Source organism: Streptomyces sp. 71268 (genome assembly GCF_029392895.1).
Lineage (GTDB): Bacteria > Actinomycetota > Actinomycetes > Streptomycetales > Streptomycetaceae > Streptomyces.
Window position 1 is genome coordinate 2279630 of record NZ_CP114200.1, and the last position, 25924, is coordinate 2305553.

General features: G+C 74.2%; 19 protein-coding genes and 2 pseudogenes. 14 read left to right on the forward strand and 7 right to left on the reverse strand.

Annotation, left to right across the window (positions count from 1 at the left end; all coding sequences use genetic code 11):
- Positions 1-111: 111 nt before the first annotated feature.
- From gcvH to OYE22_RS08335, 5 genes are all read left to right on the forward strand, one after another.
- Positions 112-489, forward strand: a complete 378-nt coding sequence (gene gcvH, locus OYE22_RS08315) for a glycine cleavage system protein GcvH (RefSeq protein ID WP_277319801.1) — start codon at positions 112-114, stop codon at positions 487-489.
- 47 nt (positions 490-536) lie between these two features.
- Positions 537-1796 (forward strand): serine hydroxymethyltransferase, encoded by a 1260-nt coding sequence (gene glyA, locus OYE22_RS08320; RefSeq protein WP_277324048.1) that lies wholly within the window; start codon positions 537-539, stop codon positions 1794-1796.
- A 346-nt stretch (positions 1797-2142) separates the two neighbouring features.
- Positions 2143-3540 carry an L-serine ammonia-lyase gene (locus tag OYE22_RS08325; protein ID WP_277319802.1) on the forward strand — a complete coding sequence of 466 codons (1398 nt, stop codon included), beginning with the start codon at positions 2143-2145 and terminating at the stop codon, positions 3538-3540.
- 280 nt (positions 3541-3820) lie between these two features.
- A complete protein-coding gene (locus tag OYE22_RS08330) occupies positions 3821-4093 on the forward strand; it encodes a hypothetical protein (RefSeq protein ID WP_277319803.1) in 273 nt (90 codons plus the stop codon).
- Entirely contained in the window at positions 4090-4485 is a 396-nt protein-coding gene (locus OYE22_RS08335) for a PIN domain-containing protein (RefSeq protein ID WP_277319804.1), read from the forward strand. The genes OYE22_RS08330 and OYE22_RS08335 overlap by 4 nt, the downstream gene beginning before the upstream one ends.
- A 34-nt stretch (positions 4486-4519) precedes the next feature.
- On the opposite strand, the gene OYE22_RS08340 is transcribed toward OYE22_RS08335, so the two are convergent.
- The gene (locus OYE22_RS08340) at positions 4520-4981 is read right to left on the reverse strand and encodes a hypothetical protein (protein ID WP_277319805.1); all 462 of its coding nucleotides are present in this window, start codon (positions 4979-4981) and stop codon (positions 4520-4522) included.
- Between the two features lie 219 nt (positions 4982-5200).
- Between OYE22_RS08340 and OYE22_RS08345 the strand changes: the two genes are divergently transcribed.
- Together OYE22_RS08345 and OYE22_RS08350 are read left to right on the forward strand one after the other, a co-directional pair.
- Positions 5201-5572: a YciI family protein gene (locus OYE22_RS08345; protein ID WP_277319806.1), complete on the forward strand. Its 372-nt coding sequence runs from the start codon at positions 5201-5203 to the stop codon at positions 5570-5572.
- Between the two features lie 73 nt (positions 5573-5645).
- On the forward strand, positions 5646-6953 hold the full coding sequence (locus OYE22_RS08350) for a sigma-70 family RNA polymerase sigma factor (protein ID WP_277319807.1): 1308 nt from the start codon (positions 5646-5648) through the stop codon (positions 6951-6953).
- 4 nt (positions 6954-6957) lie between these two features.
- Here the strand turns inward: OYE22_RS08350 and OYE22_RS08355 are convergent.
- Positions 6958-10399 (reverse strand): annotated as a pseudogene (locus OYE22_RS08355) (BTAD domain-containing putative transcriptional regulator).
- Between the two features lie 301 nt (positions 10400-10700).
- On the opposite strand from OYE22_RS08355, the gene OYE22_RS08360 reads away from it, so the two are divergent.
- From OYE22_RS08360 to OYE22_RS08375, 4 genes are all read left to right on the forward strand, one after another.
- Positions 10701-11306 (forward strand): SDR family oxidoreductase, encoded by a 606-nt coding sequence (locus OYE22_RS08360; protein WP_277319808.1) that lies wholly within the window; start codon positions 10701-10703, stop codon positions 11304-11306.
- 222 nt (positions 11307-11528) lie between these two features.
- On the forward strand, positions 11529-12779 hold the full coding sequence (locus OYE22_RS08365; RefSeq protein WP_277319809.1) for an MFS transporter: 1251 nt from the start codon (positions 11529-11531) through the stop codon (positions 12777-12779).
- A 1655-nt stretch (positions 12780-14434) separates the two neighbouring features.
- Positions 14435-15220, forward strand: coding sequence for a TauD/TfdA family dioxygenase (locus OYE22_RS08370; protein ID WP_277319810.1), 786 nt, complete (start codon positions 14435-14437; stop codon positions 15218-15220).
- Between the two features lie 100 nt (positions 15221-15320).
- Entirely contained in the window at positions 15321-16244 is a 924-nt protein-coding gene (locus OYE22_RS08375; protein WP_277319811.1) for an aromatic prenyltransferase, read from the forward strand.
- A 218-nt stretch (positions 16245-16462) separates the two neighbouring features.
- Here the strand turns inward: OYE22_RS08375 and OYE22_RS08380 are convergent, their stop codons facing one another.
- Positions 16463-17020, reverse strand: coding sequence for a hypothetical protein (locus OYE22_RS08380; RefSeq protein WP_277319812.1), 558 nt, complete (start codon positions 17018-17020; stop codon positions 16463-16465).
- Positions 17021-17409: 389 nt separating this feature from the next.
- Between OYE22_RS08380 and OYE22_RS08385 the strand changes: the two are divergent.
- The 3 genes and pseudogenes from OYE22_RS08385 to OYE22_RS08395 all read left to right on the forward strand — a co-directional run.
- A pseudogene (locus tag OYE22_RS08385) lies at positions 17410-17874 on the forward strand (deaminase); the annotation flags it as partial.
- 155 nt (positions 17875-18029) lie between these two features.
- On the forward strand, positions 18030-20054 hold the full coding sequence (locus OYE22_RS08390) for a sugar-binding protein (protein WP_277319813.1): 2025 nt from the start codon (positions 18030-18032) through the stop codon (positions 20052-20054).
- Between the two features lie 126 nt (positions 20055-20180).
- Positions 20181-21170 carry a LysR family transcriptional regulator gene (locus OYE22_RS08395; protein ID WP_277319814.1) on the forward strand — a complete coding sequence of 330 codons (990 nt, stop codon included), beginning with the start codon at positions 20181-20183 and terminating at the stop codon, positions 21168-21170.
- On the opposite strand, the gene OYE22_RS08400 is transcribed toward OYE22_RS08395, so the two are convergent.
- The 4 genes from OYE22_RS08400 to OYE22_RS08415 form a co-directional block, all read right to left on the reverse strand.
- Positions 21092-22285 carry a LysR family transcriptional regulator gene (locus OYE22_RS08400; protein WP_277319815.1) on the reverse strand — a complete coding sequence of 398 codons (1194 nt, stop codon included), beginning with the start codon at positions 22283-22285 and terminating at the stop codon, positions 21092-21094. The two genes, OYE22_RS08395 and OYE22_RS08400, sit on opposite strands and share 79 nt — an antisense overlap.
- Before the next feature lie 394 nt (positions 22286-22679).
- Positions 22680-23696, reverse strand: coding sequence for a thioredoxin-disulfide reductase (trxB, locus tag OYE22_RS08405; RefSeq protein WP_277319816.1), 1017 nt, complete (start codon positions 23694-23696; stop codon positions 22680-22682).
- Positions 23696-24991 carry a S8 family peptidase gene (locus tag OYE22_RS08410; protein WP_277319817.1) on the reverse strand — a complete coding sequence of 432 codons (1296 nt, stop codon included), beginning with the start codon at positions 24989-24991 and terminating at the stop codon, positions 23696-23698. The genes trxB and OYE22_RS08410 overlap by 1 nt, the downstream gene beginning before the upstream one ends.
- Before the next feature lie 280 nt (positions 24992-25271).
- Positions 25272-25712, reverse strand: a complete 441-nt coding sequence (locus tag OYE22_RS08415; protein ID WP_277319818.1) for a thioredoxin family protein — start codon at positions 25710-25712, stop codon at positions 25272-25274.
- Between the last annotated feature and the right edge of the window lie 212 nt (positions 25713-25924).

The following is a 25924-nucleotide window of genomic DNA, read 5'->3' on the forward strand; positions in this document are numbered from 1 at the left end:
CGACCGAGGTGTCCGTTTGCTTTCCGTACGGCACCTCGGCGGCGTTTGTCCGTTCCATCGTTTTCCCGCCCCCTTGCACGACCACGCCATCGCGTACAGGAGAATCAGGTCATGAGCAACCCCCAGCAGCTTCGCTACAGCAAGGAGCACGAGTGGCTGTCGGCCGCCGAGGACGGCGTGTCGACGGTCGGCATCACCGAGCACGCCGCGGGCGCGCTCGGCGATGTCGTCTTCGTCCAGCTCCCGGAGGTCGGCGCCGAGGTCACCGCGGGCGAACCCTGCGGTGAGCTGGAGTCGACCAAGTCGGTCAGCGACCTGTACGCGCCGGTAACCGGTGAGATCACCGAGGTCAACCAGGACGTCGTGGACGACCCGTCGCTGGTGAACACGGCCCCCTTCGAGGGTGGCTGGCTGTTCAAGGTGAAGATTTCGGACGAGCCGGACGACCTGCTCTCCGCCGACGAGTACACGGCCTTCACCGAAAGCTGAGCACCTTTCCACGTGACCCTGACGCCTCTGATCTGATCGGGATGCCGATGTCGACTTTCAACAGTTCCCTCCACGAGTTCGACCCGGACGTCGCCGCCGCCGTCGACGCCGAGCTCCACCGCCAGCAGTCCACCCTGGAGATGATCGCGTCGGAGAACTTCGCTCCGGTCGCCGTCCTGGAGGCCCAGGGCACGGTCCTCACCAACAAGTACGCCGAGGGCTACCCGGGCCGCCGCTACTACGGCGGCTGCGAGCACGTGGACGTCATCGAGCGGATCGCCATCGACCGCATCAAGGCGCTGTTCGGCGCCGAGGCGGCCAACGTGCAGCCGCACTCGGGCGCGCAGGCGAACGCCGCCGCGATGTTCGCGCTGCTCAAGCCCGGCGACACGATCATGGGCCTGAACCTCGCGCACGGTGGGCACCTGACCCACGGCATGAAGATCAACTTCTCCGGCAAGCTCTACAACGTGGTCGCCTACCACGTGGACGAGCAGACCGGTCAGGTCGACATGGACGAGATCCAGCGGCTGGCCAAGGAGCACCGTCCGAAGCTGATCGTGGCCGGCTGGTCCGCGTACCCGCGCCAGCTCGACTTCGCGGCCTTCCGCCGGGTGGCCGACGAGGTCGGCGCGTACCTGATGGTGGACATGGCGCACTTCGCCGGCCTGGTCGCCGCGGGTCTGCACCCCTCGCCGGTGCCGCACGCGCACGTGGTGACCACCACCACGCACAAGACGCTCGGCGGCCCGCGCGGCGGCGTGATCCTGTCCACGGCCGAACTCGCCAAGAAGATCAACTCGGCGGTCTTCCCCGGTCAGCAGGGTGGCCCGCTGGAGCACGTGATCGCGGCCAAGGCCGTCGCCTTCAAGATGGCGGCCTCGGAGGAGTTCAAGGAGCGCCAGCAGCGCACCCTTGAGGGCTCGCGCATCCTGGCCGAGCGGCTGACCCAGGCCGACGTGGCCGAGGCGGGCGTGGCCGTGCTGTCCGGCGGCACGGACGTGCACCTGGTCCTGGTGGACCTGCGCAACTCCGAGCTGGACGGCCAGCAGGCGGAGGACCGGCTGCACGAGGTCGGCATCACCGTCAACCGCAACGCCATCCCGAACGACCCGCGCCCCCCGATGGTCACCTCGGGCCTGCGGATCGGCACCCCGGCGCTGGCCACCCGTGGCTTCACGACCGAGGACTTCCGCGAGGTCGCCGACGTCATCGCGCAGGCGCTTAAGCCGGTCTACGACGCCGAGGCGCTGCGCGGTCGGGTGAGCGCGCTGGCCGCGAAGCACCCGCTGTACTCCACGCTGTAACCCCTCGGCTGGGCGCCTTTTCCGGGGCACCGCGCACACTGGTAGTGGGCCGGTGCCCCGTCCCGCGTCCGGACGGGGGTGATCGCCGGCCCGCGCCCGGCCGGGCGCACCACCCGCCGGCCCGCCCGGCCCGTACGTCCCGACAACCGCATCCGGCACCGCACCAGCGGCGCCACCCCGCCCCGCCCGTTCCAAGGGCCGCCACTACCCGTCCCCTCCCGTCCGTCGCCCCCGGGGTCCCCTCAGTCCCAAGCCCCATGGGCGCGCAACCCCGGCCCGCACCGCCAGCCTCTCTCCCTTCGCACTCCGAACCGCCCACACCGAGCAGACAAAGGGGTCAGCCACCGTGGCCATCTCCGTATTCGATCTCTTCTCCATCGGCATCGGTCCCTCCAGCTCCCACACCGTCGGCCCGATGCGCGCCGCCCGCATGTTCGTGCGCCGGCTGAAGAACGAGGGCCTGCTGGCCCACACCACCGCCGTACGGGCCGAACTGTTCGGCTCGCTGGGCGCCACCGGACACGGCCACGGCACGCCCAAGGCGGTGCTGCTCGGGCTTGAGGGCTACTCGCCGAAGACCGTGGACGTGGAGCGCGCCGACGACGAGGTCCAGCGCATCCGCCAGACCAAGCGGCTGCGGCTGCTCGGCGCGGAGATCGGCACCGACCACGAGATCGACTTCGACGAGCCGAACGAACTGATCCTGCACCGCCGCCGCTCGCTGCCCTACCACGCCAACGGCATGACGCTCTTCGCGTACGACGCGGAGGGGGTGCCGCTCCTGGAGAAGACGTACTACTCGGTCGGCGGCGGCTTCGTCGTGGACGAGGACGCGGTCGGCGAGGACCGGATCAAGCTGGACGACACGGTGCTCACGCACCCCTTCCGGACCGGCGACGAGTTGCTGCGGCTGTCCCGGGAGACGGGCCTGTCCATCTCGGGGCTGATGCTGGAGAACGAGAAGGCGTGGCGCACCGAGGAGGAGATCCGCGAGGGCCTGCTGGAGATCTGGCGGGTGATGCAGGCGTGCGTGACGCGCGGCATGTCCCGCGAGGGCATCCTGCCCGGCGGCCTCAAGGTCCGCCGCCGGGCCGCGACGGCCGCCCGCGCGCTGCGCGCCGAGGGTGACCCGGCCGCGCACGCGATGGAGTGGGTCACGCTGTACGCGATGGCGGTCAACGAGGAGAACGCGGCCGGTGGCCGCGTGGTGACCGCCCCGACCAACGGCGCGGCCGGCATCATCCCCGCCGTCCTGCACTACTACGTCAACTTCGTGGCGAAGGGTTCGACGCAGAGCGAGCAGGAGGACGGCATCGTCCGCTTCCTGCTGGCGGCCGGCGCGATCGGCATGCTGTTCAAGGAGAACGCGTCCATCTCCGGCGCCGAGGTCGGCTGCCAGGGCGAGGTGGGCTCGGCCTGCTCGATGGCGGCCGGCGGCCTGGCCGAGGTGCTCGGCGGCTCCACGGAGCAGGTGGAGAACGCGGCCGAGATCGGCATGGAGCACAACCTCGGCCTGACCTGCGACCCGGTCGGCGGCCTGGTGCAGATCCCGTGCATCGAGCGCAACGGCATGGCCTCGGTCAAGGCCGTCACCGCCGCCCGCATGGCGCTGCGTGGCGACGGCCGCCACCACGTCTCGCTCGACAAGGTCATCAAGACCATGAAGGAGACGGGCGCGGACATGAAGGTCAAGTACAAGGAGACGGCGCGGGGCGGGCTGGCGGTGAACGTCATCGAGTGCTGAGGGGAGGGGCCCCGACCGGCGGTTCAGCGTCTTCCGCCCCGGTCGGGGCTTCCCTGTTCGCGTGCTCTCCGGGGCGGCGCCGGGAGAGGTGTGACAAACCTCGGAGAACCTTCGTGGATCGGCATGCCACCTGGGGTTCGTCGCACCTGCTCGGCTCGGCTCCTACCCGGGTGCCGTGGGGAGCGGTCCTGCCGGTGACAACGGCGAACGAGACCCAGGTGAGGGACCGGGCCGGTAGATGGCGATGACCCAATAACAAGAGTTTTGTTAAAGTGGGCCTATGGCTGCCCCTTCCGCACCCGGTGAAGGCCCCGTGCGTCCGGTCTCCGTTTCCCTCCACGAAGGCACGATCGCCGCCCTCAAGGCACGTACCGGCAAGCGAGGGATGTCCGCCTACGTCGAAGCCCTCATCCAGCGCCAGCTTGAGCGGGAGCGGCTGCGTGAGCTCATCGAAGACGCCGAAACCGAACACGGCACGGTGGACAGGGCGGCGGTCGAAACCAAGCGAGCGATTCTCCGCGGCGACACGGCCGGCTCGGTGGACGCGGCGTGAGCGGGACGCTCGTCCTGGACTGTGAAGGATTGTCCAAACTCGTACGACGCTCCCCCGAAGTCACCGAGTGGCTGGTCGCGGCCGAGGAGGAGGACGTCCGCGTGATCACCAGCTCCGTCACGCTGGTCGAAGCCCGCGACCCCAAGGTCAACCAGGCCCGCTTCGACTATGCCGTCTCCCGCGTGAACATCGTCCCGCCCACCGAGGCCATCGCCCGCCACGCCAGCAAGCTCCTCGCCGCTGCCGGCCTGCACGGCCACAAGTACGCACTCGACGCCATCGTGGCCGCCACCGCACTCGCCGCGCCCGCTCCCGTGACCGTACTCACGTCGGACCCCGAGGATCTCCTCGTGCTGTGCCGCCGCCCCGACATCCGCGTCGTCAAGGTCTGACCCCGCCGGGCCGCGGAAGGTGTGCGGGGCCCGGTCAGATGCGGGTCATGGTCGAGGTGTAGCCGCCCCCGCCGGGGTAGACCCAGTCGCCGGTCATGGTGGTGCCGTCGGCGGTGAAGGTGCCCCGGAAGTAGGCGGGGCTGCCCTTGGCTCCGGCCCAGATGGTGAGCTGGTCGCCGGTCAGCTCGTAGACGTAGTCGAAGGTGTTGCCCTGCGAGTCGTAGTAGCGGGAGGCCACGTCCGCGCCGGTCGGCTCGCCGTAGGGGCGGAGATTGCCGATGACCTCCATGCCGGTGACCGGCTCGCCGAACTGGACCAGGTCGACGTGCTGGACCAGGAAGTACCCGCCGGCCAGCCACTCGTAGCGGACGGTCCCCTCCACTCCGCCGGTCACCTTCCAGGTGCCGACCAGCGGTGCGAGGGCGCGGAGTTCGGCGGTCGGCTCGGCGGGCGGCTGGTGCGCGTGGCTGGTCTCGGTCGTGGTCGTCTCGGACATCGGGTTCTCCCTCTCGGTGGGTTGCTTGCCCGGTACCTCGTGGCCCGGGCCGGGTTCTCGACAGGCCGCCGCCGTGATGCACGTCACATCGGTCGGATGTCGAAGGTGGGTTCGTGGCTCCGAGGTTGCGGGCGGGGGCCGAGCCGGCCCCGTCGCGCTCGCCCTCACCATCCGGGTGACCGCCCGTAACATCGTCGAACCGAGAACTGGGAGTGCCCCGTGAAGTACCTGCTGTTGGGTTACACACCGGCCGAAGCGTGGGACGCGGCGACCGCCGACGCCCCGTCCGAGGAGGCGCTGGCCGCCTTCGCGGTGTACCGGGAGTTCGAGAAGGAGCTGATCGCCTCCGGCGAACTGGTCAGCACCGAGGGGCTGGGTCACCCGGCGGTCAGCACGACGGTGCGCCCGACGCCGGAGGGTGTGGTGGCGACCGACGGGCCGTTCGCCGAGTTGAAGGAAGTGCTGGCCAGCTTCGCCGTCATCGACGTCCGCGACCGGGAGCGGGCCACGGAGATCGCCGCCCGGATCGTACGGGCGTTGGGCGAGCCGATCGAGATCCGGCCGGTCATGGGCGAGGACTTCGCACCGTGACCGCCTCGCCAGGCCGCCACCCTCGCCTCCGCCCGCCGTACGACCGGGCGGGAGCGGCCCACCGGGGCGGGCGATGAGCGACGTAACCGACAAGGCTGGCATAGCCGACGGGAGCGACGGGGCCGGCGTGGGCGTCGGGGCCGGCACGGCCGGGGACGCCAGGGAGGTCGAGCATCTGCTGCGCACCGAGGCGCCGCACGTGCTCGGTGCGTTGACGCGACGCTTCGGCCGCTTCGACATCGCCGAGGACGCCGTGCAGGAGGCGCTGCTCGCCGCGCACGCGGCCTGGACCACCGAGGGTGTTCCCGCCCAACCGCGCGGCTGGCTGATCCGCGTCGGCTACCGGCGCATGGTGGACCTGCTCCGCTCCGAACAGGCCAGGCAGCGGCGCGAGCGGGACGTCAGCCTGGTCGAACTCGCCTCCCGGACGGCGGAGCCCGCGCCCGCGACGGACGACAGCCTCACCCTGCTCCTGCTGTGCTGCCACCCCGAGTTGGCGCCCGCCTCCCAGGTCGCGCTCACCCTGCGCGCCGTCGGCGGGCTGACGACCGCCGAGATCGCGCACGCCCACGGCACGTCCGAGGCCACCATGGGCACCCGGATCAGCCGCGCCAAACAGCGGCTGGCCCGCGCCGGCGCCCGCTTCACGCCGCCGACCGGCGCCGACCGCGAGAGCCGGATGGCCGCCGTCATGCGGGTGCTCTACCTGGTCTTCAACGAGGGGTACACCGCCACCGCCGGGCCCGCCCTCACCCGGCTCGACCTCACCGGCGAGGCGATCCGGCTGGCGCGCATGCTGCACGCCGCCGCGCCCGAGGACGCCGAGGCGAGCGGGTTGCTGGCGCTCATGCTGCTCATCGAGTCCCGGCGGGCCGCCCGCACCGGCCCGGACGGCGGGCTCGTACCGCTGGACGAGCAGGACCGTACGCGGTGGGACCGTGACCTCATCCGCGAGGGCACCGCGCTGATCGACGGCGTCTGGGGCCGCCGCGCGGCGGGGCCGTACCAGCTCCAGGCGGCCATCGCGGCCCTGCACGCGGCGGCCCCCTCCTCCCGGCAGACCGACTGGCCGCAGATCGCGATGCTCTACCTGTGGTGGGAACGGCTCGCCCCGAGCGCCCCGGTCCGGCTCAGCCGCGTGGTCGCCGTCGCCCAGGCGTTCGGGCCCGCCCGGGGGCTCGCCCTCCTCGACGACCTCAACCGGCGCCACGGCCTGGACCGCCACACGCTCACCCGGCAACGCGAACGCGCCGTCCGCGCCCACCTGACCCACCTGTCCGGCGACGCCGGCCGCGCCGCCGCCCTGTACCGCGAGGCCGCGGACCTCACCGACAACGAGGTCGAACGCCGCTACCTGCTCGGCAAGGCCGACGGCGGGTGACCGGCTAGCGCCCTCGGCCGTCGTTCGCGGCGCGCTCGACCCCGCCCCGTAGCCGCTCGGCCGCCGCGCGGGCCTGCCGGGCCGCGTCCGCCGTGGTCAGGCGGGCGCCACGGGCGAACGCCGCCGCGAACGCGGGAGCGCCCAGGATGGCGCGGGCCGCCGCCGTGGCACGGTCGACGTCGCCGCGCTCGGCGGGCGGCAACGGGGCGCCCACGGAGCGCCGGGCCGCGTCGGCTGCGCCGAGCAGCAGGGCCGCGCTGGCGGCGGCGGGCTCGTCGGCGGAGCGGGTGAGCGCGCCCGCGATGCCCTCCAGGGAGAGGGCGATGGCGCGCGGCTCGTCCAGGGAGCGGGCGACGTCCAGGCCGCGCAGGTGGTACGTGGCGGCCAGGGCCGCGTCCCCGCGCAGCTCCGCGACGAAGCCCAGCTCGGCCAGGCGCAGGTGGTCGCCGGCCCGCGACGAGACCGCCGCGTAGCCGTCGCCGATGTGCCGCAGGTGTGCCTCGGCGGCGTCCAGGTCGTGCGTGCGGCGCGCGCCGAGCGCCAGGCCCATCTCGGAGTGGATCACACCGTAGGTGTAGCCCTGCTCGGCGGCGCCGCGCCGGGCCCGCTCGTGCAGGTCGCGGGCCCGATCCCAGTCGCGGGACAGCAGCGCGAGGCGGCCGAGGCCGGAGAGCCGGGCGGAGACCTCCGCCGCGAGCCCCAGTTCCCGCGCCATGCGCAGCCCCTCGTGCTGGCGGCGCGCCGCCTCCTCGTACGCGCCCTTGATCTCGGCCAGCGCGGCCAGCGGCGAGACGGTCTGCAACTCGCCCCAGCGGTCGCCGAGTTCACGGAAGAGTTCGGCGCCGCGCAACCCGTCGCGGCTGAGCGCGGCCAGGTCGCCACGGACCAGGGCGAGCATCGCCCGCAGGGCGAGGGCGGCGGCCGTGCCCCACCGGTCCCCCGCGGCGGTGCACAGGGCGAGGGTGTGGGCGTTCAGTTCGTCGCTCTCGGCGGTGGCGCCCGCGCTGAAGAGGCCGTACGCGCACAGCCACAGGGCGCGGGCGCGGCGCGCGGGGTCTGGGACCGCGTCGGCGACGGACCGTTCGACGGCCACCTCGCGGTCGCCCGTGAGCAGCGCGAACGCGGCGTGCAGCAGGGTCAGTTCGGCGGCCCCGGGGTCGGCTCCGGCGGCGCCCACGGGGCGGGCGGCGCGGGCGGCCCGCAGGCCGCGCCGGCCCTCGGTGAGCCGGCCCCGCAGCAGCCACCACCAGGCCAGCGCCGTGGCCAGCCGTGCGGCGTCGTCGGCCGCGCCCGGCGCGGCGGCGGGCCCCGTCGCCTCGTCCAGCGCCTGGCGCAGGTTGTCGGCCTCGGCGTCCAGGCGGGCCAGCCACACCCGCTGTTCGGCGCCGTGCAGACGGGGCGCGGCGCGTTCGGCGAGCGCGCGGTAGTGGCGCAGGTGGCGTTCGCGTACGGCGTCGAGGTCCGCCATGTCGGCCAGCCGCTCGCGCGCGTACGCGGCGACCGACTCAAGGAGCCGGTAGCGCCGCCCGGTCGGCGCGTCCACGACGACCACCAGGGACCGGTCGACCAGCCGCGTCACCAGGTCGAGCACGTCGTCGTGGGCGACCCCGTCCCCCGCGCAGACCGCCTCGGCGGCCGGCAGGTCGCAGCCGCCGCCGAACGCCGCCAGCCGGCGCAGCACGATCCGCTCAGGCGCGCTGAGGAGTTCCCAGCTCCAGTCGATCACCGCCCGCAGCGTCTGTTGGCGGGCGGGCGCCCCGCGCTGACCGGTGGTCAGGACGCGGAACCGGTCGCCGAGCCGGGCGGCCAGCTCCCGCACGCCCAGCGCGCGCACACGCGTGGCCGCCAGTTCCAGCGCGAGCGGGAGGCCGTCCAGGCGCCGGCAGATCTCCTCGACGGCGTCCCGGTCGGCGGGGTCGGTGGAGTCAGCGGGGCCCGGGTCGGCGGGGAAGCCGGGGGGCGCGGGCGGCGGCGCGCTCCCGGAAGAGTCGCACGGCGTCGGCGGTCGGCAGCGGCTCGACCAGGAACACAGACTCGCCGGTGCGGCCCAGCGGCTCCTGGCTGGTGGTCAGCACGCGCAGGCCGGGAGCGGTGTGCAGGAGGAGGGTCACGAGTTCGGCGGCGGCGTCCACGACATGTTCGCAGTTGTCCAGGACGAGCAGGGCGCGGCGGTCGCGCAGGGCGGCGGCGAGGCGGTACGGCGGGGCGGGGGTGTGGGTGCCGCGCGGCGCCAGCGCGGCATCGTCCCGGATGCCGACGGCGGCGGCGACCGCCTGCGCCAGGTCATCGGCGGTCGCGGCGCGGAGGCCGGCGAACTCGACGAGCCAGACGCCGTCGGGGAACCGCTCGGCATCGCCCGCCACCTCCCTCGCCGCGGCCACGGCCAGCCGCGTCTTGCCCACGCCGCCCGGCCCGGTGAGGGTCACCAGGCGCGCGGCGTCGAGGAGCCGCCCGACCTCGGCGAGGTCCTGCCCGCGACCGATCAGGGAGGTCAGGGGCGCGGGCAACCGTGCACCGGGGCCCGCGAGGGGCGGTGCGACCGCCTCGGCGGGCGAGCCCTCGGCCGAGCTTTCGGCCGGGCGGGTCGGTTCGCGCTGATACGGCGCGGACGCGGGTTGTGGGGCAGGCGGGGTCGCCGGTGGGGCGGACGGGGCGGCGGGGCCCGGTGGCGACGGGGTGGGGAGGAGGCGCGGGTCCTGCCGGAGCACCGCCTGGTGCAGTTCGCTGAGTTCGGGGCTCGGATCGACCCCCAACTCCTCCGCGAGACGGACCCGCAACTCCTCGTACGAGGCGAGCGCCTCGCTCTGCCGCCCCGCCCCGTACAGGGCCCGCATCTGGAGGGCGCGCATGCGCTCGCGCAGCGGGTGCCGCACCACGAGGTCGGTGAGTTCGCCGGCGACGGCCGCGTGGTCCCCCACGGCCAGTCGCGCCCGCGCCCGCTCCTCCAGCGCGGACAGCCGCTGCTCCGTCAGGCGCCGCGCGGCGGGGCGTACGAACTCCTCGTCGGCGAAGTCCGCGTAGGCGGGCCCCCGCCAGAGGGCGAGCGCCTCGGCGAACCGCGCGGCGCGCGCGCCGGGTTCGCGTACCTGGCGGGCCTCGGCGACCAGGGCCTCGAACCGGGCGGCGTCCACCTCGTCGGCGGCACCGGCGGCGCCGGCAGGGCCATCAGGTTCGCGCAGCCGCAGCCCGTAACCGGGCGGTTGCCGCACCACCCGGTCCCGGCCGATGACCCGGCGCAACTGGGAGACCCGGGACTGCAGGGCGCCCGTCGGCCTGCTCGGCGGCTGGTCGCCCCACAGGTCGTGGATGAGGCGATCCGTCGCGACCGGACCCCCGTCGTGCGCGAGCAGGTCCGCGAGCAGCGCCCGGACCTTCACCTCGGGGACCGTGACCGCCTTCCCCGCCTCGTCCCACACCACCAGTGGCCCCAGCACCCCAAACCGCATGCGCGTCACTGTATAGCCGCGTCTGGGCGGCGGTTCCTGAGCGGTACGGGGCCACGGGGCGGCAGTACGGGGCGGGGCGGCGTGGCCCCGTCTGTGCGGTACGGGGCACGGGGCGGCTCCGCCGGAGGGACGGGGCACGGGGCACGGGGCACGGGGCACGGGGCGAGCGTGGGGCGGCTCGTGGGTGTGGGGGCCGCAGCCGATCCGAAGGTTTTCCGAAGCGACCCCGTGCACAGTCCTTCTCGCCGGGACACACCGCACACCCGGCGCGGACGACGGGTGCGGGACGGGAGTGGCACGCATGACCAGGTACGCGGGGACCGAGGCCGTGATCGTCGGCGCGGCGAGCGACATCGGGCTGGCCATCGCCAAGCGCCTCGTGGAGGGCGGCGCCCGGGTCCTGCTGACCGCCGGTACGCCACGGGAGCACGCCCGGCTGCGCCGCGAACTGGGCCCCGCCGCCGACGTGGTGGCCCCCGGCGCGCTCGGCGCCCGACTCGCCGCCGCCGGCGGTGTGGACCTGGTGTTCGCCGACGCCGTAGCGGCCGTACGTTCCCTGGCCCCGTACCTGCGGGACGGCGGCGCGGTGGTGCTCACCGTTCCCGCCCCACCCACCGCCGCTCCGTGCCCCGTTGCTCCGTCCCCCACCGCTGCTCCGTGCCTCGCTCCCCTCCGCCCCGCCGCCGCGCACGCGCTCGCCGCCGAACTGGCCACCCGCGGCATCCGCGTCAACGCGGTGACCGCGAGCTGTATCGCGGCGCCGAGCGCCGCCGCCGTGCCCCTCCCGCCCCTGGGTCGGCTGGGCGCCGCCGAGGAGGTGGCCCGCGCCGCGCTCTTCCTGGCGACGGAGGCGACCTTCACCACGGGTGCGCGGCTCCCCGTCGACGGCGGCCTCGGCCACGCGTGACCCGCGCGGCGCCGCCACACGGCCCCGTACCCGGCACTCCACGCCCCGTGCTCCACGGCCCCGTGCCCGTGCTGCGTACGCCGCGCCCCGCGCGCAGCCTCCGACCCACCATCGCCACCCACCACCCGCCACTCACCACCCACACCAACCCAGACACACAGTCCCGGCCCCGTGCGGCCCGGCCGCCGAGCCACGCATCTCACCAGAACCGGAGTACCTCGCATGAGCACCGCATCAGACACCGCGCTCGGTCCCCCCGCCGGCCCCGGCCCCGACGCCGGGGGTGGCGCGCGGGGCGGCGGGCAGGATCGGCAGCGGCTCCCGCTGTTCGCCCTGCTCGCGCTGGCCACCGCCGTCTTCGTCACCAGCCTCACCGAGACGCTCCCGGCCGGCCTGTTGCCCGCGATGAGCCACGACCTCCGGGTCAGCGAGTCCGCAGCCGGGCAGACGGTGACCATCTACGCGATCGGCACCGCCCTGACGGCCATCCCGCTGACCGCTGCCACGGCGGGCTGGCGCCGCAAGCGGCTGCTGTTGGCCGCCATGGCCGGCTTCGCGCTGGCCAACACCGTCACCGCCGTGTCGTCCCACTACGGGCTGACGATGGCGGCGCGGTTCGTCGCCGGTGTCGCGGCCGGCCTGGCCTGGGCGTTGCTCGCGGGGTACGCGCGGCGTATGGCGCCCGCTCACCTCCAGGGCAAGGCGATCGCCATCGCCATGGCGGGCATCCCGCTCGCGCTCTCGCTCGGCGTGCCCGCCGGGACCTTCCTCGGCAAGGTGACCGACTGGCGGGTGGCGTTCCTCGCCATGACGGCGCTGACGGTGGTGTTGCTGGTGTGGATCGTCGCGGCGGTACCGGACCACCCCGGGCAGGGGCGTGGCGAGCGGCCGAGGATGCTGCGGGCGCTGCGCGTACCGGGCGTGGCCCCGGTCCTGTTCGTCACGCTCGTCTTCGTCCTGGCCCACACCATCCTGTACGCGTACATCGCCCCGTACCTCGACGACCTGGGCCTGGGCGACAGCACCGACATGGTTCTCCTCGTCTTCGGCGTCGCGTCGCTGGCCAGCATCTGGGTCGTCGGCGCGCAGATCCACCACCGACTGCGCGTCCTGACCATCGCCAGCACCCTGCTGGTCGCGGTGGGTGCCGCGCTGTTGGCCGTCCTCTCCGACCACGCCGCCCTCGTCTACGTCGCCGCCGTCCTGTGGGGCCTGGGCTGGGGCGGGGTGCCCACCCTGTTGCAGACCGCCGCCGCCGACGCCGGTGGGAAGGCCGCCGACGCCGCGCAGGCCATGCTCGTCACGCTCTGGAACGGCGCCATGGCGGGCGGCGGCGTACTCGGTGGCCTCCTGCTCGACGGGTTCGGCAGCGACTCGTTCCCGTGGGCCGTCCTGCTGCTCCTCGTCCCGGTGCTCGCGGTCGTCCTCGCCGCGCGCCGGCACGGCTTCCCGGGCAGTCGGCCCACGGGCTGACCCGGCGCGCGGCGACGCCAACGGGCCACCGTGTGCAGCGGCCAGGGGGCAGTGACCCCGCTGCTTCCCCGGCTCCCCGGCACTCGGCCCCCGGTCTCCGGTCCCCGGTCCCGGTCCCCGGTCCCGTGCGAACGGGGCCGGGTCCGGCCGCGTTTCGCCACCGGGACTCGGGCCCTGTACCCGCCCCGCCCCCTTCTCCTTACTTTCCGCGGAAAACTCCGAGCCGAAATCGCGGCGCCAGGTACCGGGACCAGATACCAACACCGGATATCCGCCGTGCCAACCGCCTCGAAAAGTGCGTGGAAAAGGCGCTAGGGGTATAGAGAACGGCATTTCCCGAAAGCACCTCGACAGCCCTTTCGTGAGCGGACCGCCACCATTGGCGGGCCACGTGCCAAGGCGAGTCCCGGAAAGGTCGTGGACCCGAATGCGGAGGCCGGGAGTTCGAGGGCTCGGAAGAAGGAGCGCGGGAGTTCGCGCTCGGGCGACCACCGCAGGTGAGAGGCGGACCGACCGACGCCCCCGACGGTCGCGGCTCGCCCGCGTGCGGGTGCGCGCCGCCGCGGAAAGCGAGCGTCCGTTCATGGCACAGGGGGGGGCGCCAACTCCGCGTTGTTCACGCGCGGCAGGCGGCTTTGCTCACCATGTGGACCACAGTTCGCCCCGGCGCCGGCGGGCGCTCCCCGGCTTCCCGCCCGCCTCGGCCCGCGCTCCGGGGCGCATTCCGATCGCGGAGACGATCACCGACCGCGCCCGACCACCTCGCGGACCTCGCCGGTGCCGCCGCCTCCGTGGCACGTCAGCCCGATGGTGCGGGGCGGTGGCCGTCGGGTGAGCCGGGCGACACCGGCTCCCGTTCGCGGCCCTTGCGGGTCTGGCCATAAGTAGCCGACGCGCGCACGGCGGCCGATATGTCAAGCCGGTGGCGATCAGTTCGATTGTGAAGCTTCACCATCGAGTCGATATGTCCACTTCGGCCGGGCATCCGCATGATAATCTGCTTAAGCGGTCGCGTATTCGGTGACGTGTCGGGAATTCTCACGGCAGAGTCATTGACATGCGGGGCGCGTGGACGACGTCTGATGCATGGGCACGTTGACGGATCGACGAACCGCCCAGGGTCGGGGGGAAGGCTTATCTGGCATGCAGCGCAACGACGATCGATCATCCCCATTCCCGGATTGAGCGGTATCGCTGGCAGCAGTTCGCCGGCGAGCGAGAACCGCACGGACGCTCGCAAGGTGTTCCACGGAATCCATGGAAATCCCGCGGAGGATGTTTCTGTGCACCGAAACGGCAAGCACGAGAGTCGACTCACGCACAAGGCGACGACGGCGTACGAGATCGCCCGACACCCCGTCGCCTAGGGTCGCCCCTCTTCCGGGAAACGCACGCCGACATCACATCGCCCGCCCCCTCCGGCGTCGTGCTCCACGCGCCGCCGGGACCGACCTTCGCCCCGTTCGCACGCACGGTCAGCGGCTGACGGTGGAACACGGGGTTGCCCTCGATCACCAGCCCCCGGGACCCGACGAGTTCACGGCTCGTCACCGGGCACCTGGGCGCGGAGTTCCCTCGGCAGCCTCGCCGCCCCGGCCGCCTCGCACATTCCGAACCCCAGCAGAAAAGGTGTTGATGTGTCGCACAGCGGTGTCATGGACGAAGCAACCGAACTGCAACCGTTCGGGATTGTCCTCAACAAGCACGAGAGCGGCGCGGACCTGCGGTCCCTTCCGGTCGCGGAGCTCGACGAACTGACGCGGAAGCACCGGGTCGTCGTGTTGCGCGGCCTGGAGATGCTCCCGAAGGAGGAGCTCGTCGAGTACTGCCGCGAGTGGGGCAAGATCCTGGAATGGGATTTCGGCCCGGTGCTCGACCTCGAAATCAGGGATGAGCCGCAGAACTACCTCTTCGCCAAGGGCGACGTGCCCTTCCACTGGGACGGCGCGTTCGCCTCCGCCGTGCCGCGGTTCTTCCTCTTCCAGTGCATCACGGCGCCGCCCGCCGGTGGCGGCGGCGAGACCGTCTTCTCCGACACGGTCAGGGTCCTGCGGGAGGCAAGCCCCGAGGACGTCGCGCTCTGGGAGAAGATGGAGATCACGTACCGGACGGACAAGGTCGAGCACTACGGCGGCCTGGTCACCACGCCGCTCCTCGGCGAGCACCCGGCAAGCGGCGAGCGCACCATTCGCTATGCCGAGCCGCTCGACCCGGAGCGTTATCTGAACCCGCTCTTCCTCGACGTGCAGGGCGTTCCGGCCGACCAGGGCAAGGCGGCCCTGGAAGACCTCAGCACGCGTCTGCACGACCCGGCTGTCTGCTATGCGCACGAATGGCGCGACAACGATATCGTGATCGTGGACAACCACGCGTTGCTGCACGGCCGCAACGCTTTCCACGGGGATTCCACGCGCCATCTGCAGCGGATTCAGATTCTCTGAGCCGGCAAGTGGGTTAGCACCAGCGCGGTCGCACTTCCGTATTTCCGCACTTCCGCACCTTTGCACTTCTGCACTTCTGCACTTTCGCAACGGGGGAACCATGATCGAAATCTTTGACGACGTCTCGTACGAGCCCGGGCAGTTTTACGCGGACCTCCAGAACCTGGCCGACAAGAGGTCCGTTCCGTTCGACGGCGCCATGGTGCGCAAGAGTCTCGACGTTTTCGCGAAGGAAATTGACCGTTCCGTCGTCCAGACGAAGACCACGACCAAGCCGGGAGACGGTCTCTACTACCGTTTCTTCTACAAGTGGGAAAACGATCTGGTCGACATCGCGCGTCGAAACGACCTGCTGCGGCGTGGCACCGAACCGATCGACCGGCTCCAGCGCGAGGTGCTCGACACGTTCAGCAATGCCACACAGGCTGGACTGGATTTCGAAGCGGGGCGCGGCCTGGCAAAGGTGTGGACGTTCACGGGAGTGCGACCGATCGAGGACCTCTTCGGGCTCTCGGCGATACCCGAGTCGGTTCCCGCGCACGCCGAGTTCTTCGCCCGGCACGGTCTGCGCAGGGCGTTCTTCGTCGCCTCCGACTTCCACGGTGAGACGATGAACCTCTATCCCGTCATCGAGCCCGAGTGCAGGAACGCGGAATGGCTGCGCAAGCTCGTGGACGAGACCAGCGGATCGCTCGCCGACGCGCCGGACTACGGCAAGATGATGGGCTCCCTGGCCAGGACGGGATGCCTGGGCATGACCTTCAGTTGGCGCAGCCCCGAACTGCACCGCTGGGCGCTGTACAGCCTGAACGCCCCGACCGGTGACGGTTCCGAGTTGCTGCCCGCGCTGCCGGGGACGTTGGCCGAGTTCGACGACCAGGCGCCGACGCTCAACGCCGATCCGCAGCGGAACGTCGCCTGGTCGTTCGGCAAGGCGGGCTTCTACACCAAGTTGGAGAAGAGCTACGCGAAGGACGCCAACTACTTCCTGACCACCGAGATGGGCTGCGACCTCAGTCGCTGACCCTCGGGCCACAGGGAGCGGGTAGCGCCCTCGCCCCGCCCGGCCGAGCGTGCCGTGTCATGCGTGCGGAGCCGCCCCCGTCAGCCGGACGGGGGCGGCTCTCTCGCGTCCGAGGAGCGGTGGCGTGCGCTCCGAGGCGTACGGGGGCGCGCGGAACACTCCGCCAGCGCTGCCCGCTGACGGGGCGCCACGAAGGGCGCGGGCCCCGGCACCGCTCATCACGCACCGGCCCGCTCCGTTCCCGCCGCCTCCCCTGCCGCCTCCCCCGCCGCAGCCCGCCCTGCCTCCGCGCCCGCTGTCTCCGCCGCCTCCTCCGCCGCCCGCGCGGCGCGTACCGCCCGGTGCTGCGCCAGCTCGTGGCGGACCAGCACGGTGCCGGCGCACAGCGTGGCGCCGGCGAGGGCGACGTACACGCTCGGGTTGACCCAGCCCGGCACGGCGTCGAACGTGCCGTCGGTCCACCGGCACTGGGCCCGCAACGGGAACGGCGCCACCTCGCGCGAGAGCACCGCCGCGCCCTCGGGCACGCCGCCGCTGGCCGAGCGTTCCGCCGCGCACACCACGCGGGCGTCGCTGTCGATGGCGGTGGCCTCGTAGATGCCGTAGCCGTACGCGAGGCTGGCGAGCAGCGCGCACAGCAGCGCTCCGTCGCCCCACCACCGCGCGTGGTGCGTCCACAGCGACCCGATCCTCGCGCGCGTGCTGATCGACGCGCACAGACAGGTGGCCAACGTCAGGGCCACGACAAGCGTCGTCAGCGGCACCCACCCCGGCATCGTCCGCCCCCTCCCCCGTGGAACCGCACGTCAGCGGCGTGCCGATCACCGTACTCGGCGGCACGACCGACGCCCGCCGGCCCCTGTCGCGCCGCGCTACCAGCGGCGCGGTCCGCGCGCCCGCACCGGGCGGCCGGCGGACCCCCAGCTCCCCCGGCCCGACCGGATCGTGACCCGTGAACTCCCCCTGAATGTCGTGCCGTTGCTGGTGAGCCCGCGGGGGGCGGCCCGTATGCTCGTTCGTGGCCGTCACCCGGGCGGCCCCTCCCGTCGCATGCGGTTGCTGGAGGCACGGCGAATCGGTGCTGGCGTCCTCCCACAGGCACGCCCTGAGTGATTCCAACGGAGGGCCCATGACGAGCAGCGGCGCGTCCTCACACGCCTTCGGGGCCCCGGGGCCCGGCGGCGCCGTCACCACCGCGGACCGGGCCTGGCTCGCGCTCGCCTGCCGACTGGCGCGGGCGAGTCCGCGCTCGGCGACGGCGTACAGTGTCGGGGCGGTCATCGTCGCCGCCGACGGCACCGAGCTGGCGCGCGGGTACGCGCGGGAGCTGGACCCGAACGACCACGCCGAGGAAGGCGCGTTGCGCAAGCTCGACGCGGACGATCCGCAGGTGGCGACGGCCACGCTCTACGTCTCCCTGGAGCCCTGCGCCCACCGGACCTCCCGGCCCCGGTCGTGCGCGGGGCTCCTCACGGCGGCCGGCATCGGGCGCGTGGTCACGGCCCGGCGCACGCCCGCGCCGGACGGGGCGGACGGGGCGGGGCCGCTGGCGGCGGCGGGCGTCACGGTCCTGGAGCTGGCCGAGTACGGGCCGGCCGCGATGGCGCCCAACCTGCATCTGCTCGGCTGAACGGAGCACGGCGGGAACGGAGGACGCCGGCCAGGCGACGAGACGGGGCTGGCGGCGACCGGACCCGATCGGACGTGTTCGGGATGCCCCCGCTCCTGGGCAGAGATGGACCGTTGAGCCGAGCTGGGTGCAGGACCGGGTGAAGGAGTCGCCTCGTGCCGTCTGACGTAGCCGCCCCCGTACCACGCCAGGAACCGCCGCCCACGGGCACCGGCGCCACCCGGCCCGCGCCGCGCCGCTCCGGCCGACCGCGCCGGCGCGGGGCCCGGGGCGCGCTGGCCGTCGTCGCGCTGGGTCTCGTCGCGACGTGCGTGCTCGGCTCCGCGCCCGCGTCGGCCACCGGCCCGGACGCCACGCACCCGGCGGCCGGCGGCACGGCGGCCATCGGCACGACCGGCACGGAGCCGCGCACCGGACCACGGACGGAGCCGCGCACGGGGCCGAACGCGGTACGGGGTACGGGGCGGGGCACGGAGCGGGGCCGCTCCGGGCGGGCCCACCACGACGTGCTGTTCATCGGGGCCCACCCGGACGACGAGTACGCGTCGCTGTCCACCTTCGGGCAGTGGCGCGAGCGGGACGGGCTGTCCACCGGCGTCGTGACGATCACCCGCGGCGAGGGCGGCGGCAACGCCGCCGGGCCGCAGGAGGGCGCCCCGCTCGGGCTGCTGCGGGAGCGCGAGGAGCGCGATGCGGTGCGCCACGCGGGCCTGCGCGACGTGTTCTACCTGGACAAGCCGGACTTCTGGTACACTCTCTCGGCGCCGCTCACCGCCCGCGTCTGGGACGGGCCGCCCCGCGCGGCGGACACGTTGGAGCGGCTGGTGCGACTGGTGCGCGCCACTACCCCGCGGACCATCGTGACGATGGACCCGCGCCCCTTCGACCAGCACGGCGCCCACCAACTCGCCGGCCGGCTGGCCGTCGAGGCGTTCCAGCTCGCCGCCGACCCCACGGCCTTCCCGCACCAGATCACCCGCGAGGGGTACCGCCCCTGGCAGCCGTCGCGACTGCTCGCGCAGAACTGGCGACTGCGGGGGCCCACCGGGCCCGCCTGCGCCACGACCGAGCCGCGCGACCCGGCGACGGGGCTGCCACAGCAGGGCGTGTGGGAGGGCGCGTGGTCCTCGCGGCACCGCACCACCTGGGCGCAGCAGGAGCGCACGGCCGCGCGCGAGTACGTCTCGCAGGGCTTCGGCGCGCTGCCCGAGAAGATCACCACCCCGCGCGAGAAGCTGGGCTGTGACTGGTTCTCGGTCCTGGCCGAGGACGGTGAGCCGGTGCGCGCGCCGGTGCGCCCGCAGCGGGACCTGCGCCCGGTGTTCGCCGAGTTCCGCGCGTGGGCCGAGCGGGTCGGCATGCCGTGGCTGGCCAACGGGGCGCAGCCGGCCTACCCGGCCGCCCCCGCCACCACGGTCCCGGCCGTGGCCACCCCTCCCACCGTGGACGGCGCCGCCGGGCCCGGCGAGTACGGGGCCGGCGAGGAGTTGTCGCTCACGCACTGGCAGGGCGAGCGGTGCGCGGCCGCTGACTGCGCGGCCTCGGCCCGGTTCGTACGGCACGGGGACGACCTGTACGCCACGGTGCGGGTCGCCGACGACGTACGGGGCGCCGCGTTGGAGGCGAGCGACTGCAAGCGGCACTGGCGTACCGACGCGGTGGAGTTCGCGCTCGACCCGCGGGGTGCCTCCGACGACACCTCGACCACGTTCAAGGCCGCGGTGCTGCCCTTCACCGCCGACGGCGGCGCGTGCGCGGCCCGGGACGCCGACCAGCACCAGGGGCCGGCCGCGACGACGGCCCCCGGGATGGAGTGGGCGGCCCGGGTCAGCCAGGGGCCGTACAGCGGCTACACCGTCGAGGTGAGGATCCCGTTGCGGCTGCTGCCCGCCCCCGTGGACCCGGCGGCCCTGACGGCCAACGTGCTGGTCTACGACTCCGACACGGCGGACAGGACCGGCCAGAGCCGACTGGCCTGGTCGGCGTACGGCAGCGCGCAGGCGGACCCGTACGTGTGGGGCGCGGCGGGGCTCGCGGGGTACGCGCCGCCCGGTGGGCAGCCGGTGCGCGAACCGGTCATTCCGCTGGAGGCCGCGCGCAGCCGGGACTCGCTGCCGTCCGTCTTGCAGAGCCTGCGCACCGGCGTCCCGCTCGCCGCCGGCCCGCGCGTGTCGCGCTGAACCCGGGGCGGTCGTCGCCGAGCCGGCGATGACCGCCCCGGGAGGCCGGGCGGGGGACGGGGCGTGGCGTCACTCGGTGCGGACCGTGAACTTCCGTAACGATGCCCGGTTGCATAGAGTCCGCCCATGGAACTGGAGTTCCGGCACTTGCGGGTGGTGCGGGCCATCGCGGACCACGGGACCCTGACGGCCGCGGCGGCCGAACTGGGCATGACCCAGCCTTCGGTGACCGAGGCCCTGCGGCGCGCGGAGCGGATCACCGGCGCGCCCCTGTTCCGCCGCGACGCGCACGGCGCGGTGCCCACCCCGCTCGGCGAGTTGCTCGCCGCGCACGCGGGGACGGTGCTCACCGCGATGGACCGGCTGGCCGCCGCCACCGCCCGGCACCAGGCGGGCACCCTGCCGTCGTCGGTGCGGTTCGGCTGCACGCCGGGGCTGTTGGTGGCGCATCTGACGGTGGTGGCGCCGCAGGTGCTCGGCACCTCGGTCGAGACGCGCACGGGGAACGACCCGGCGGTGCAACTGGCCCTGTTGGCCGACCGGCGCGTCGAGGCGGCCCTGATCGCGGGCAACCCGGGGCCGCGGGCGCCCGCAGGGACGGGCATCGAGTGCGCCGTGGTCTCCGTCGAGCCGTTGTTCGTCGCCGTGGCCAGTGGGCACCGGCTGGCCGGCGAGGTGGAGATCGAGTTGGCCGAACTGGCCGACGAGACCTGGTGCGTGGCCGACGGCCCGCGCAGCGAGGGCGTGCGCCACCTGGACCAGCGCTGCCGGGAGGCCGGGTTCACGCCGTGCGTGCGGCAGGCCGACTACACCTCGGCCTTCCAGCTCGCCGAACTCGCCCAGGCGGTGCTGCCCATGATGCCGGGCAACCGGCCGCGCACGGGGCTGACCATGGTGCCGCTGCGCGGCTCCCCGCTGCGGCAGCGCACCAGTCTGTTCTGGCACGCCGACGGGCCGCTGAGCGAGTCCCTGGTCGAGGGGGTGTGGCGGGAGCTGGTGCGGGCGCAGCACGAGATCGTCGAGCGGACGCCGGTGTATCAGGCGTGGCTGGAGCGCCACCCGGAGTGGGGGACGACGCCCCCGCGGATGGTGGCGGAGTACGCGCCGGGGGCGTAGGGCACGGGCGGGTGGCCCGCGCGGGCGGTCCCGGGGGCCGGGGCCGGCGCGGGGTGGTCCGCCGCCGGTGGCGGGTCGGGGGCCGTGCCCGGGGCCGGGTGGTCGGGGGCCGTGTCCGGGGCCCGGTGGTCGGGTGCCGGGGCCGGTTCGGGCGAGCCGAGCCAGCCCGGGTTCCGGTCCCACCAGCCGGGGACGCGGCCCATGGGGCCGACCATGGAGCGGTAGGCGGCGGCGAGGCCGTCGCGGACGCGGCCGGCCACGGCGGCGTCGATCGGCCCGTCCTTCGACCACAGCAGGACGTGCCGCACCCGCACCGGCGCCCCACGGACCGCGAGCACCGTGCCGATCAGCGGCAGGCCGGTGTCGAGGGCCTGCGCGGGCACGGCGACGGGGTCGCCGCGCCGCAGCAACTGGCTGATGACCAGCGGCTCGTACGCCCGCACGGTGATGGGCCCGATGCCGGCCAGCTCGCACTGGTCCGCCAGGTGTCGGTCAAACTCATCGTCGCCGTTGACCGCGAGCAGCCAGGTGGAGCCGGCCAGTTCGGACAGCTCCACCTCGTCCCGGCCGGCCAACGAGTGATCGGTCGCGAGCATGACAAACATGGGTTCGGAGCCGACGACGGTGCGCTCGACACCGGCCGGCAGGACGGGCTCCCGGCCGGGGAAGTCCACGTGCAGGGCAAGGTCCACGGTGCCGTCGGCGAGCGCGGCGAGCACCGTCGCCTGCCGGTCCACCACCGCCAGGTCCACCACGTCTTCGGGGCACACCGCGCCGACGACGTCGCCGAGCCGGGCGGCCAGCGGCGTCTGGCGGACGGCGAGCCGCAGCGTGCGCGAGCCGGCGCGGTTGCGGAAGTGCCGTACGGCGCGCTCCAGTTCCTCCAGCGCGCCGAGCACGTCGCGCACGTGCGGCAGCAGTACGTCGCCGAGCGGCGTGGGGCGCGCGCCGTGCCGGCCACGGTCGAAGAGGGTGCCGCCGACGGCGCGTTCGATCCGTCGCACCTGCGCCGTCAGCGCCGGTTGCGACACGCCCAGGCTCGCCGCCGCCTTGGTGACGCTGCCCGCCGCCTCGATCGCCGCGACGAACCGCAGGTGCCGCACCTCCAGGTCCATTCGGCTGAGTATGGCCGACCGGATTCCCGAAGCCCAGACTCTCGACGGCGACCGTCACACACCCCGGCCCACCGTCGGCCGACTCCGCACCGTCCGCGCCCCGTCCCACGTACGGAGACGGTGCCGGCGTCGGCGCACGGGGCCACGTCGGTACGGGGCTCACGTCGGTACGGGGCCCACGTCGGTACGGGGCCCACGTCGGCGTACGGAGCCGCTGCCGGCGTATGGGGCCCGTCGGCGTACGGGGCCCGTCGGCGTACGGAGCGCCCGCCACGCCCCCCGCGCGCCCGCGTGCGGTCCGGCGCGGCCCCGTACCGGCGTACTGGCGCCCCGACAACCCGATGCCCCGGCCCCGTGTCGAGGCCGGGGCCGGGGCCCGGTCGTGGCGCCGCCGCTAGGAGGCCGCCCGTTGTGGCGCGGTGGGCGCCTCCCGGTCGGCTCGACTCGCCCGCGCCTCCTCGCCCGCGCGCCGCACGTCCGCGAGCGAGGCCAGGTAGCGCTCGGCGTCCAGGGCCGCGGCGCAGCCGGTGCCGGCGGCGGTGACGGCCTGCCGGTAGGTGTGGTCGACCACGTCGCCCGCGGCGAAGACGCCGGGCACGTTGGTGTGCGTGGCGGGTGCCAGGACGCGCAGGTAGCCGGCCGCGTCACGGTCGAGTTGGCCGGCGAACAGGTCGCTGCGCGGATCGTGGCCGATCGCGACGAAGAGGCCGGTCACCGCGAGCTGTCGGGTGGCGCCGGTGGGCCGGTCGCGCAGGGTCACGGCGCTCAGCCGCGCGTCGCCGTGCAGGGCGACCACCTCGCTGTCGTACGCGAAGCTGATCTTGTCGTCGGCGAACGCCCTGGCCTGCATCACCTTGGAGGCGCGCAGCGTCCGCCGGCGGTGTACGACCGTCACCGAGCGGGCGTAGCGGGTGAGGAAGGTGGCCTCCTCGAGGGCGGTGTCGCCGCCGCCGACCACCGCGAGGTCCTGCCCCTTGAAGAAGAACCCGTCGCAGGTCGCGCACCAGGACACGCCCCGGCCCGCGAGCCGCTCCTCGTCCGGCAGGCCGAGCTTGCGGTAGCCGGAGCCGGTGGCGACGATCACGGTGCGGGCGCGGTGGGTGGCGCCCCGGTCGTCGGTGACCTCCTTGACGGGGCCGGCGAGGTCGACGGAGACCACCTCCCGGTCCACGAGTTCGGCCCCGAACCGCGCGGCCTGGGCGCGCATGTCGGCCATCAGGTCGGGGCCCTGCACGCCCGCCGGGAAGCCGGGGTAGTTCTCCACCTCGGTGGTGGTCATCAGGGCGCCGCCGACGTAGAGCGCGCCGCAGAAGACCAGCGGACGCAGGCTGGCGCGCGCGGTGTAGAGGGCGGCGGTGTAGCCGGCCGGGCCCGAGCCGATGACGATCGTGTCCCGCACGGGGCCGCCCATCACCGCTGCCCCGTCCGGGCCCCGGTCGCGGCCGCGCGGTCGGCGGGCGCGGGACCTCGGCCGGTCGCGGCGTCGGGGGGCCCGACGTAGGCCAGCAGGTTCCGGGTGTCGGCGCCCGGGTCCTGGACGCGGTCCGGGGTCGCCGCGCGGGTCAGCGCCGCGTCCAGGTCGGTGGCCGAGGTGTCGGGGTGGTCGTGGAGGTAGGTGGCCGCGACGCCGGCGACCTGGGCCGCGCTGGCCGAGGTGCCGCTGAGCCGGGTGTAGTACCGGTCGCCGAGGCCGCTGGCGACGGGTATGCCGGCGCCGGGCGCGAACAGGTGCACGCAGGAGCCGGTGTTGGCGGCGGCCATCCGGCGGTCGGCCTGGTCGGTGGCGGAGACCGTGAGCGCGGTGGTCTGGCGGCCCGGCGTCGCGTCGCAGGCGTCGATCGGCTGGCCGTCCGCGTCGCCGTTGCCGGCGGGCGCGGTGTAGGCGATGCCCTGGGCCGCCATCTCGTAGAGCTGGAGGTCGAGTACGGAGCCGGGATCGCCGGAGAACCCGAGGCTGGCCAGCGCGGGTTTCGGGGCGTGCGCGCTGATCCAGTCGACGGCCGAGACCAGGTGCTCCAGGCGCCCCGTGCCGTCGCAGCCCAGCGCGCGCACGGACGCGATCCGGGCCTGCTTCGCCACCCCGCTGCGCGCGCCCGCGACCAGCGACGCGGTGGCGGTGCCGTGACCGTGGCAGTCGGTGGCCCATCCGCCGGCGCGGTCCCGGATCGCGTCGTAGGCGGCGGTGACCCGGCCGCGCAACTCCTCGTGACTGCCGCGCACGCCGGTGTCCACGACGTACACGGGCACGTTCGGCGCGCTGTTGGGGGCGGTGTACGTGCCGTCCAGCGGCAGGTCGCGCTGGTCCAGGCGGTCCAGGCCCCAGGGCGCGACCCGGCCACGGTGCGGGCGGCCGTCGAGGGCGCCGGCGACGCGGTAGGCGCGGTCGCGGGTGACCGAACCGACGCGGGTGTCCTTGAGGTACGCGCCCACCTGAGCCTCGGTCAGGGTGACCGAGAAGCCCTGGAGCGCGGCGTGGTACGTGCGGCGCAGTTGGCCGCCGGCGTCGGCGACGAGCCGCTCGGCCGCCGCGCGGACCGCCTCGGGTGTCGGGTCGGTGCGCAGGAGGTGCACCACGTACACGCCGGTGTCGTCGGCGCGCGCGGGCGTACCGGCGCTGGCGGCGGGTGCCGGTCCGATCAGCGGCAGCACCAGGGCACAGGTGGCGGCCGCCGTCACCGCCAACCGTGGGAGCGTCTTCTTCGTCATGGGGAACCTCTCGTCGCGCGGGGGCTTTCCGGGGGGTGGGGAACGGGGCCCGGCGCCGGTCGGGGCGGGCGCCGGGCCCCGGTCGCGGGCCCGGGCCCGCCCGCGTGGGGGGCGCGGGCGGGCCCGGACCTGTCGGGGGCCGGGCCGTGCGGCACGGCGCGGGCCCGGTCGGGCCTTCGGTGGCGGTCTCAGGCCATGGGGTGGGGGAAGCGTCCGGGGTGTGCGCACGGGGTGCCGGGCCGCCGGCGCACGCGGCGGGGCGGCCCGGCCCGTGGCGCCGTTACAGGTTGTTCAGCCAGGTGCGCAGGGCCTGCGGCCCGTCGTAGCCGACCATGCGGCTGCCGGCCTCCTGGCCGTTCTGGACGTTGACCAGCGTGGGGATGCCCCGCACGCCGTACTTCTGCATGATCGCGCGATTGGCGTCCGCGTCCACCCGGGCCCACACCCAGGAACCGTTGTCCGCGGTGTTGTACTGCTGGAGGTAGGGCTTCATCTTCTGGCACCAGTGGCACCAGGACGCGGTGAAGTTGAGCACCACCGGGCGGGTGGCCGACATCCGCATGACCTGCTCGTAGTTGGCGGCCGTCACGTCGACGACGGAGGGCTCCGCCGCGACCTGCCGTGCGGCGCCGTGCGGGGTCTGGGACGCGGCGGCCGGCAGCGCGGCCCCCGTCAGGAGCGCGGCCACGGCCGTCGCGATGACGGTTGACTTACGGAGCATGGGGCTCTTCCTCTCGTTGTGGTGCGGTGGGTGGTTGCCGTACGAGCCGGGCGGGCCGGGCGTGGGGGTGCGCCGGCGGCGCCCGTCGTGCTGCCCCGCGGTGTCGCGGTCGCGGATGGTGCGGATCGTGCGGTCGCGGCGCGGCCGTGGCGGGGGCGCCGGTGCGGTGCGGCGCCCCCGTGCTGCCGCGCTTGCCGCGCTGCCGCGGGGCA

Excerpts from the sequence above, each read along its gene's own strand:
- gcvH (WP_277319801.1), top strand. The coding sequence starts at position 112 with ATGAGCAACCCCCAGCAGCTTCGCTACAGCAAGGAGCACGAGTGGCTG.
- glyA (WP_277324048.1), top strand. The coding sequence starts at position 537 with ATGTCGACTTTCAACAGTTCCCTCCACGAGTTCGACCCGGACGTCGCC.
- OYE22_RS08330 (WP_277319803.1), top strand. The coding sequence starts at position 3,821 with ATGGCTGCCCCTTCCGCACCCGGTGAAGGCCCCGTGCGTCCGGTCTCC.
- OYE22_RS08340 (WP_277319805.1), bottom strand. The coding sequence starts at position 4,981 with ATGTCCGAGACGACCACGACCGAGACCAGCCACGCGCACCAGCCGCCC.
- OYE22_RS08350 (WP_277319807.1), top strand. The coding sequence starts at position 5,646 with ATGAGCGACGTAACCGACAAGGCTGGCATAGCCGACGGGAGCGACGGG.
- OYE22_RS08360 (WP_277319808.1), top strand. The coding sequence starts at position 10,701 with ATGACCAGGTACGCGGGGACCGAGGCCGTGATCGTCGGCGCGGCGAGC.
- OYE22_RS08365 (WP_277319809.1), top strand. The coding sequence starts at position 11,529 with ATGAGCACCGCATCAGACACCGCGCTCGGTCCCCCCGCCGGCCCCGGC.
- OYE22_RS08370 (WP_277319810.1), top strand. The coding sequence starts at position 14,435 with ATGGACGAAGCAACCGAACTGCAACCGTTCGGGATTGTCCTCAACAAG.
- OYE22_RS08375 (WP_277319811.1), top strand. The coding sequence starts at position 15,321 with ATGATCGAAATCTTTGACGACGTCTCGTACGAGCCCGGGCAGTTTTAC.
- OYE22_RS08380 (WP_277319812.1), bottom strand. The coding sequence starts at position 17,020 with ATGCCGGGGTGGGTGCCGCTGACGACGCTTGTCGTGGCCCTGACGTTG.
- OYE22_RS08395 (WP_277319814.1), top strand. The coding sequence starts at position 20,181 with ATGGAACTGGAGTTCCGGCACTTGCGGGTGGTGCGGGCCATCGCGGAC.
- OYE22_RS08400 (WP_277319815.1), bottom strand. The coding sequence starts at position 22,285 with ATGGACCTGGAGGTGCGGCACCTGCGGTTCGTCGCGGCGATCGAGGCG.
- trxB (WP_277319816.1), bottom strand. The coding sequence starts at position 23,696 with ATGGGCGGCCCCGTGCGGGACACGATCGTCATCGGCTCGGGCCCGGCC.
- OYE22_RS08410 (WP_277319817.1), bottom strand. The coding sequence starts at position 24,991 with ATGACGAAGAAGACGCTCCCACGGTTGGCGGTGACGGCGGCCGCCACC.
- OYE22_RS08415 (WP_277319818.1), bottom strand. The coding sequence starts at position 25,712 with ATGCTCCGTAAGTCAACCGTCATCGCGACGGCCGTGGCCGCGCTCCTG.